The sequence below is a fragment of the Sphingomonas sp. genome, assembly GCF_036677245.1.
In the GTDB taxonomy this organism is placed as follows: domain Bacteria; phylum Pseudomonadota; class Alphaproteobacteria; order Sphingomonadales; family Sphingomonadaceae; genus Allosphingosinicella.
The window spans coordinates 1-7,751 of sequence record NZ_JAKFCG010000001.1 but is presented as its reverse complement, the minus strand read 5'-3'; the positions used below and the strand labels follow the sequence as shown (position 1 = coordinate 7,751).

Here is a 7,751-nt window from a genome sequence, read left to right as displayed (position 1 = left end):
CCGTCGGAGCGGCGGGCTGTGTTTCCTGCGCCAGCAGCGCAGTGTGGGGGAGCGCGGTGGCGGCGAGGAGCAGGCCAGCGGCGCGGCGGAGCGTGTGGGGTTCCTGTTTCATAACTGGAGCACAATGAATTTCACGGCGGATCGGGCTCGTTTCGTCGCAGATTCCGGGCCGGGCCGTGGCCGGTCAGCGGCCGGATGAGCTTTTTCAGCATGTTCATGGTGAAGCCGATCTTAACCAGCTCGGCGTGTGGTGTCGGGCTCAGTCCTCGAGAATGCGGCTGTGATCCCTCGTGTCGCGCATCCGCGCATAAGCGATCAGCGACAGTGCGATCATGATCGTCACATAGATGTAAAAGCCGCGCTCGATCCCCTGGTCCTTGAACCACAAGGCGACATATTCGGCGGTGCCGCCGAAGATGGTGTTGGCGAGCGCATAAGGCAGCGCGACCCCAAGCGCGCGGATGTGCGCGGGGAAGAGCTCGGCTTTCACGACCGCATTGATTGAGGTGTAGCCGGTGACGATCACCAGCGCCCCGAACAAAAGGCCGAAAGCGGCATACGGGCTTCGCACCCCTTCCAGCGCAACGAAGATCGGATAGGTGAGCAAGGTGCCGGCGATGCCGAACGCGATCATCATCGGCTTGCGGCCGATCCGATCGGACAGCATTCCCCCGAGCGGCTGGATCAGCATGAACAGGAACAATGCGGCGGTGCTGATCCGGGTGGCGGTCTCGCGGTCGAAACCCGAGGTGTTGACCAGGAATTTCTGGCCGTAGATGCTGTAGGCGTAGAAAGCGAGCGTGCCGCCCGCGGTCAGCGCCATCACCAGCAACGCCTCGCGCGGATGGTGCTTGACCAGCGACCAGCCGCTCGATCGCAACGCATCCCCAGACTCTGGCCCAGACTCTGGCCCAGACTCTAGCTCGCCGGCCTGGGTGTTCGCCGCCTGGGCGTTCTTGAAGCTCTCGGTCTCTGCCATCCGCCGCCTGATGTAAAAGACGAACAAGGCCAGCATGCCGCCGATCACGAACGGGATGCGCCAGCCCCAGGCTTCGAGCTCGGCCTCGGTCAGCAGCAGCTGCAGGATGATCAGCACCATCGCGGCGGCGAGCTGGCCGCCGATCAACGTCACATATTGGAAGCTCGAGAAGAAGCCGCGGCGCGAGCGGCCGGCCATCTCGCTCAAATAGGTCGCGCTCGCGCCATATTCGCCGCCGAGGCTGAGGCCCTGGAGCAGCCTCGCCAGCACGAGCAGGGCCGGGGCGAGCGCGCCGATGCTGTGATAGGTCGGGGTGGCGGCGATCATCAGCGAGCCGCCGCACATCAAGGCGACCGACACCGACAGCCCTGCCTTGCGGCCTTTTCGATCCGAATAGACGCCCATCAGCCAAGCGCCGATCGGCCGCATCAAAAAGCCCACCGCGAACACCGCGGCAGCGCTCAGCAACTGGGCGGTGCGATCTCCTTCGGGGAAGAAGGCCGGGGCGAAATAGAGGGTGAAGAAGGAATAGACGTACCAATCATACCATTCGATCAGATTGCCGGCCGATCCGCCGACGATCGAACGAAGGCGGTGCGTGCGGCTGGCGGCGTCCATCCTGCCCGGATGCGGGGAAGAGACGGCGCGCGTCAAGTATCCTGCGCGTGCGGCCGGACGCTTTCGAGGGCTAGCGGTCGACCACGGAGCGGGCCAAGCCTATTTGTGCCCGCCGTGGCCGCTGTTCTGATTGCCGGTGCGGCTGTTCTCGTTGCGGTTGTCGCGCTGATGATGGGGCTGCCCTATCCGCCGGATAGGGCGAGGGGGGCCCCATCATGGTCGAAATCGCCCTTCTTCTTCTGGTCGGTCATCGTGCGACTCCTTTGCCGGTTCACGGCCGGAACGCCCGCGCGTTGCGAAATCCAAAACGTTCTAGGCGGCGTGGCTGCCAATCGCTTTCTGGCGGCGGCGCTGCACCGACGAGCCGATCCCCAGCGCCTCGCGATATTTGGCGACGGTACGGCGCGCGATGTCGAAGCCCCTGGCGCGCAGCATCTCGACGAGCTGGTCGTCCGAAAGGACCTTGGCGCCCTCGGCCGCGATCAGGGCCTTGATCGCGCTCTTGACCGCCTCGGCCGAGACGGCCTCGCCGCCGTCGGAGCTCTGGATGCCGCTGGTGAAGAAATATTTGAGCTCGAACAGGCCGCGGTCGCAGGCGAGATATTTGTTCGACGTCACCCGGCTGACGGTCGATTCGTGCATTCCGATCGCATCGGCGACGGTGCGCAAGGTCAGCGGCTTGAGATAGGCGACGCCGTCGCGGAAGAAGGCGTCCTGCTGCTTGACGATTTCGGACGCGACCTTGACGATCGTGCGGGCGCGCTGGTCGAGCGCCTTGACCAGCCAATTGGCGCTGGCGAGGCATTCCGACAGCCAGGCCTTGGACTGCTTGCTGTGCGCGCCGCCGGCGAGCTCGACATAATAAGCACGATTGACGAGCAGCCGCGGCAAGGTCGCCTGGTTGAGCTCGATCGCCCAGCCGGCGCCGCGGCGCGCGACGAACACGTCCGGGATGATCGCGTCGATGCTGCTCGGCTGGCCGAACTTGCAGCCCGGCTTGGGATCATAAGCGCGCAGCTCGCGGATCATGTCGCCCATATCCTCCTCGTCGACCCCGCAGATGCGCCGCAGCGCCGGCAGATTGCCCTTGGCGAGATAGTCGAGATTGGCGATCAGCCGCGCCATTGCCGGATCGTAGCGATCGGCCTCGCGCGCCTGGATGGCGAGACATTCGGACAAGGATCGCGCAGCCACGCCGGGGGGATCGAAGCCCTGGACGATCGCGAGGACGCGCTCGACCTCGCCGAGCGGCGCCCCCAGCCGCTGCGCGATCGCGAGCATCGGCGTCGAGATATAGCCGGTCTCGTCGATCTGCTCGATGATCTGCTGCGCGATCAAGAGGTCGGTGCCGGACAGGCGTGCGCCGGCCTGGCCGAGCAGATGCTCGTGCAGCGACAGATCGCTGCCGGCAAGGGCGTCGAGGTCCGGTGCCTCGCCGCCGCCGCCCATCCCCTCGAGGCCCAGGCCGCCGTCGAGACCGCTGCGATCGCCGCCGACGGCAGGATCCGCCGGGTGATTGGACATGCGGTCGGCGGCGCTGTCCTGAAAATCCTCACCCTGATAATCGACATCGAGCGGCGCATCGCGCTCGGCATCGCCGTGCGCGACGAGTTCGTCGACGCGTTCCGGCTCCGCGCGCTCGACGCGCTCGCCGGAAGGCTCGGCCGGCTCGTTCGCGCCGTCGTCGCTGGCCGACTCGAGCAACGGATTGCGCTCGACCTCCTCGGCAATGAAACCCTCGATCTCGAGGTTCGACAGTGCCAGCAGCCGGATCGCCTGCTGGAGCTGCGGTGTCATCACCAGGGATTGGCTTTGCCGGAGGTCGAGGCGAGGCCCGAGCGCCATGGTCAGACCTTGCTACAATTCGAAGCTTTCGCCGAGGTAGAGCCGGCGGACCTTCTCGTCCGCCACCAAGGCTTCTGGGCTGCCCGCGAACAGGACCTGACCGTCGTAGATGATGCAGGCGCGGTCGACGATATCGAGCGTCTCGCGGACATTGTGGTCGGTGATCAGCACGCCGATGTCGCGTTGCTTGAGCTGCAGTACCAAAGCGCGGATGTCGGCGATCGAGATCGGATCGATGCCGGCGAACGGTTCGTCGAGCAGCATGATCGACGGATCGGCGGCGAGCGCGCGCGCGATCTCGCAGCGCCGCCTTTCGCCCCCCGACAGCGACATCGCCGGCGAATCGCGCAAATGCTCGATGTGGAACTCGCTCAGCAGCTGCTCGAGCCGCTCGGCCCGCGCGGCGCGATTGGGCTCCTCGACCTCGAGCACCGCCATGATGTTCTGCGCGACGCTGAGCCCGCGGAAGATCGACGTCTCCTGCGGGAGATAGCCGAGGCCGAGGATCGCCCGGCGATACATCGGGAGGCTGGTGATGTCCTCCCCGTCGAGCAGGATGCGGCCGCTGTCCGGTTTGACCAGGCCCATCACCGAATAGAAGCAGGTGGTCTTGCCGGCGCCGTTCGGACCAAGCAGCCCGACCACCTCGCCGCGCTCGACTCCGAGCGACACGTCCTTGAGCACGATCTTGCGATCGTAGGATTTGGCGATCGAAACCACCGATAGCCCGCGCGCGGCCGTGCCGACCGCCGAGCCAGTCGCGGAGCGGAGACCGGCGCCGGTCGCGGCATTCTGCCCAAATTGGTCCATCGTGACGGTCTCGTTCATCGTCGCTCCAGCGTCGCTCCGCCTCTACGGCCGACCGCGCATCACCTCAACTGGCAAGATTCCTGCATGACTTGGCCGGCGAGGTCGAGTGGCGAGCGGCGGCCCGCGCGGAATCATCGCCGGCTGTGACCTTCGCGCCGCGCCTAAAGCATAAAGCGAAAAGGTGGGTACCGGCTTTTCGCAACCAGCAATGCGGTTTCAAACGCCTTCCAACGCAGGAGCCGGCGCCTCGACAACAAGCGACGCTATTTTGCCGCAGAGCTCAGTTGGTGCGCTTGGGAACCGTGAAAGTGCCGCTGACCCGGCCGCCCGGCGCGCGGGTGGTGCCGGGAGCACCGCCGACCGCGCCGCCGTCCATCACCGCGCGGCCGCTGTTGAGATCGAGCACGAGGCGCGCGCCGCGTACCTGCGACGAGCCGCGGATCAAGGTGACGCCGCCGAGCAAGGTGATGATGCGCCGGTTGAGGTCGTAGATGCCGAACTGGCCGCGCGCCGTCTCCGAGGGGCTGCGCACCGTCACGCCGCCGCTCGCATCGAGCCGCTCGATCTGCACCCCTCCGGCCTTGGTGTAAGCGATCGAGAGCCGCTCGGTGTTGAGCGTGAGATCGGCCTGGCGGACGACGACGTTGCCGGAGAAGACCGCGCGATCGGCGCGGTCCTGCACTTCGATGCGATCGGCAGCGACATCGACGGGCGCATCACTGTTGTGGCCGCGAAGCGCCGATGTCTGCGCATAGGCCGGCGTGGGGGCGGGGGCGCCGCCGATCGCCGCCCAGATCAGGGCGGGCCAGATCATGGCGCGAACGCGTGCGGCGCAGGCGAGGAAACGGGCTTTCATGAGGCTCATCTGTGGCCGGCCTGGACAATGTGCAAGCGCGCATTGCCGCTGAGTGTCACTGTCCGGCTCGCCAGGTTCGCCAGCAGGCGGTCCGCCGAGAAGCGGCCCAGCGGCATCGTGCCCTCGACCCTGCCGCGGCTGGCCAGCCGTTGCTGATCGAGGTCGACCGTGACGTCGCGGGTGGCGAGCCGATAGCCGCCGGCGGCGGTGAACAGGATCGGCCCGACCACCGCGACCTGCTGGGTCTCGACGTTGAAGCGGCCCTTGTCGGCCTGGAGCGCGGCCGGCCCGTCGTCGAGCATGATCCGCGCGGCCATGCCGTGGATGTCCACGATCGGCTGGCGGGAGGTCGGCTGCACCGCCTGGCGCGCGGCGATTGTGAACGGCCGGCCGCGGTCGTCCTGGCCGCGATATTGGGCGGCCTGGACCCGCAGCCGTTCCTTGGCGACCTCGACCTTGTTCTTGTCGAGGATGAAGCTGATGTCCTGCCCGCGGGTGAGCGGCGCCATCGCAAGATAGGCGATCAGCACGCCGACGATCGCCGGCAACGCGATCTTCAGCGTCCCGATCACGGCGTCGTGAGAGCTTCCGGGCGCCGCCCAGCCCTGCTTCTTCAGCCGTTCCTGGGCCGCAAGCTCAGACATGGGCGAAGATGTCGACCTCCGGCCAGCCGGCGAGATCGAGCAAGGCGCGATGCGGCAGGAAGTCGAAACAGGCCTGCGCCAGCGCGGCGCGTTGCTCGCGCTGCAGTCGCTCGTCGAGCCTTTCCTTGAGCCCGTGCAGATAGCGCACGTCCGAGGCGGCATATTCCTTTTGCGCGTCGCTGAGCTCGGGAGCGCCCCAATCCGAAGTCTGCTGCTGCTTGGAGATCTCGTGGCCGAGCAGCTCGCGCACGAGGTCCTTGAGGCCATGGCGGTCGGTGTAGGTCCGCACCAGCCGCGAGGCGGTCTTGGTGCAATAGACCGGCGCCGCCATCACGCCGAGATAGGCGTGCATCGTCGCAAGGTCGAAGCGCGCGAAATGATAGAGCTTGAGCCGCGATGGATCGGTGAGCACCGCCTTGAGGTTCGGCGCGGCGAAATCGCTGGTGGCTGCGAAGCGGACGAGATGCTCGTCGCCGCGGCCATCGGAAATCTGGACGAGACACAGCCGGTCGCGGCCGGGAAACAGCCCCATGGCCTCGGTGTCGACGGCAACCGCGCCCGGCGCGAGCACGCCCTCGGGCAGATCTTCTTCATGGAAATGGACAGTCATTCGCCCCGCATAAGCGGAAGCGGGGGATGGCTCAATGGGGCTGGGCGCGCCATTTTTCACCCGTCAGCCCGGCGGAGCCTGCATCGCGGCCGAAGCGGCGCGATCCTGCCGGCGCCCGCGGTGAGGCCCTATCCGCCCTGCTTCGCCGCCCGGTCGCGCCGCCGCCTGGCCGCCATGTTGAGGCCCTCGACCGCCGCCGAGAAGGCCATGGCCGTGTAGATATAGCCTTTGGGCACATGCACGCCGAAGCCGTCGGCGACCAGCACGACGCCGATCAGCAGCAGGAAGCCGAGCGCCAGCATGACGATCGTCGGATTGCGGTTGATGAAATTGGCCAGAGGCTCCGCGGCGAGCAGCATCACCAGCACGGCGGCGACGACCGCGATCACCATGATCACGAGATGATCGGCCATGCCGACCGCGGTGAGGATCGAATCGATCGAAAAGACGATGTCGAGCATCAGGATCTGGACGATCGCCGCGCCGAACCCGAGCACCGGCTTGGCGGTGTCGAACACGTCCGAATTGGGGTGCGGATCCATATTGTGGTGGATTTCGGTGGTCGCCTTCCAGAGCAGGAACAGGCCGCCGGCGATCAGGATCAGGTCGCGCCACGAGAAGCTGGTCTCGAATCCGGGCTCACCATGCGGACCGGGGGCGCCCTGGATGCCAAGGTCGAACACCGGATTGGTCAGGCCGACCAGCCATGCGATCGTCGAAAGCAGGGCCAGCCGCATCACCAAAGCGAGCGTGATGCCGATCTTGCGCGCCTTTTGCCTTTGATGCTCGGGAAGCTTGTTGGACAGGATCGAGATGAAGATGAGGTTGTCGATGCCGAGCACGACCTCCATCACGACCAGGGTCGCAAGCGAGGCCCAGGCAGCCGGCTCGCTGAAAACGTTGATGATGCTGTCCATCTGGCTTCCCGTCCTGGCGGCGGTCCCATGCCGCGCGCGTGCGGTCCAATGCATCAGCGCGGCCCCCGGTGCCAAGCCCGGCGGGTGCAAAAAAGCAATGCGCCAAAACTGCTCGCAGCTTCGTAAATTTTCCGCTATATGAGTCGATGGTGCGCCATTTTCGTGCCGAGGCCGTTTGCGCGTTCAGCCCAGCGCGGTGGTTCTAACAGGGATTCGGGCCTTTGAAAGTTTAACACGGCATGGGTTTTGATAGAGGACGCCGCGGCGAGCGCGGCGGGCGCGGTAGAGACAAGCGCGACGGGTTCGGCGAGGACAGCAGCAGCAGTTACGGCTCGGATCGCGGCGGCTTCGGCGGCGGCGGTGACCGCTATGGCGGCGGCGGCGGCGGTGGCGGGGGCTACGGCGGCGGCGATCGGTTCGGCGGCGGCGGTGGCGGCGGTGATCGCTTCGGCGGCGGTGGCGGCGGCGGCGG

The 7,751-nt window shown here is 66.6% G+C and carries 7 protein-coding genes and 1 pseudogene; 1 reads left to right on the top strand and 7 read right to left on the bottom strand.

Annotation, left to right across the window (positions count from 1 at the left end; translation table 11 throughout):
- Nucleotides 1-259: 259 nt before the first annotated feature.
- The 7 genes from V6M48_RS00040 to V6M48_RS00010 form a co-directional block, all read right to left on the bottom strand.
- The gene (locus V6M48_RS00040; RefSeq protein ID WP_332810470.1) at nucleotides 260-1,597 is read right to left on the bottom strand and encodes an MFS transporter; all 1,338 of its coding nucleotides are present in this window, start codon (nucleotides 1,595-1,597) and stop codon (nucleotides 260-262) included.
- 312 nt (nucleotides 1,598-1,909) lie between these two features.
- Entirely contained in the window at nucleotides 1,910-3,442 is a 1,533-nt protein-coding gene (gene rpoN / locus V6M48_RS00035; RefSeq protein WP_332810469.1) for an RNA polymerase factor sigma-54, read from the bottom strand.
- 12 nt (nucleotides 3,443-3,454) lie between these two features.
- Nucleotides 3,455-4,270: an LPS export ABC transporter ATP-binding protein gene (gene lptB / locus V6M48_RS00030; RefSeq protein ID WP_332810468.1), complete on the bottom strand. Its 816-nt coding sequence runs from the start codon at nucleotides 4,268-4,270 to the stop codon at nucleotides 3,455-3,457.
- Nucleotides 4,271-4,532: 262 nt separating this feature from the next.
- Nucleotides 4,533-5,066, bottom strand: coding sequence for an LptA/OstA family protein (locus tag V6M48_RS00025; RefSeq protein WP_443019013.1), 534 nt, complete (start codon nucleotides 5,064-5,066; stop codon nucleotides 4,533-4,535).
- 47 nt (nucleotides 5,067-5,113) lie between these two features.
- Nucleotides 5,114-5,752, bottom strand: coding sequence for an LPS export ABC transporter periplasmic protein LptC (lptC, locus tag V6M48_RS00020; RefSeq protein WP_332810466.1), 639 nt, complete (start codon nucleotides 5,750-5,752; stop codon nucleotides 5,114-5,116).
- Nucleotides 5,745-6,362, bottom strand: coding sequence for a ribonuclease D (locus tag V6M48_RS00015; RefSeq protein ID WP_332810465.1), 618 nt, complete (start codon nucleotides 6,360-6,362; stop codon nucleotides 5,745-5,747). The genes lptC and V6M48_RS00015 overlap by 8 nt, the downstream gene beginning before the upstream one ends.
- A 128-nt stretch (nucleotides 6,363-6,490) precedes the next feature.
- Nucleotides 6,491-7,279 carry a TerC family protein gene (locus V6M48_RS00010; RefSeq protein WP_332810464.1) on the bottom strand — a complete coding sequence of 263 codons (789 nt, stop codon included), beginning with the start codon at nucleotides 7,277-7,279 and terminating at the stop codon, nucleotides 6,491-6,493.
- 239 nt (nucleotides 7,280-7,518) lie between these two features.
- Here V6M48_RS00010 and V6M48_RS00005 point away from each other — a divergent pair.
- Nucleotides 7,519-7,751: pseudogene (locus V6M48_RS00005) on the top strand (cold-shock protein); the annotation flags it as partial.